Source organism: Streptococcus sp. OH4692_COT-348, assembly GCF_003859975.1.
GTDB lineage: Bacteria > Bacillota > Bacilli > Lactobacillales > Streptococcaceae > Streptococcus.
Window position 1 is genome coordinate 1 of record NZ_RQZB01000041.1, and the last position, 857, is coordinate 857.

Here is an 857-nt window from a genome sequence, read left to right on the forward strand (position 1 = left end):
AGTCGAGGCAGGCAATCAGATACAAGGGATATTACAATCAATGTCATTGAGTATTTCGCACCAGCTTTTAGTTTTACAGCCTTTAGAACACGTGAAACGCCTAACATTATTCAAGTTGTCAGGAACGCTAAAATAGCTCCTATCACTTTATCAGGTAGTCAAAAAAATGTCATGACCCTATCATTCAAGGTAGCTCAATTAGGTAGTACAAGTTTTATAGCTGATCATGGCAGCGTTTCGGGTATTTGGACAACTCAACACACCTTAAATAATTCAGCCGCTAACATGGCAGGTAATTATGTTGCAACCAAGTCATTTGTGGTCATAGGGACTCTATCTGATAAGTTTACAAGTACAGAATTTACAGCAACCGTTGCAACTGAAAGTGTGGTAATGAGCTATGATAAAGATGGGCGCGTGGGTATTGGTAAAGTTGCAGAGCAAGGTGGTGCTGGTTCGTTGGATGTCTTGGGAGATATATATGCTAGAAATATGCCTATCCAGCAATATCAATTAACTGGCAATGGCGGCGGCCCGCTTTGGTTCGATGGAAAACCTAATGTGACTAATGCAAATTGGGTTGATCAGCCTGGGCAGTATTACATTGATCGAACAGCTAGAGGAAATCCAAATGGGCAGTGGGGCTATCTATTCCACTATAGCAACTACGGAAAGAACACAGATGGGTATAAAGAGGCTATCCAGCTATTCTATGGGAATAATGGACAAATTTATTTCAGACATCACAGATGGTCTAAAACTATTGACGATTGGGAGAGTTGGATAGAATACGCTACAAAAGATGATGTTGCAAGGCTGACTCAAATCCCACCTTGGCAAAATCTCGTGCTTGCAAA

Annotated in this window: 1 protein-coding gene; it reads left to right on the plus strand. The window is 41.2% G+C overall.

Going from position 1 to position 857, the window contains the following annotated elements:
- The coding region (locus EII37_RS10765) for a DUF859 family phage minor structural protein (RefSeq protein ID WP_221620940.1) at nucleotides 1–857 on the plus strand (857 nt) is incomplete at both ends.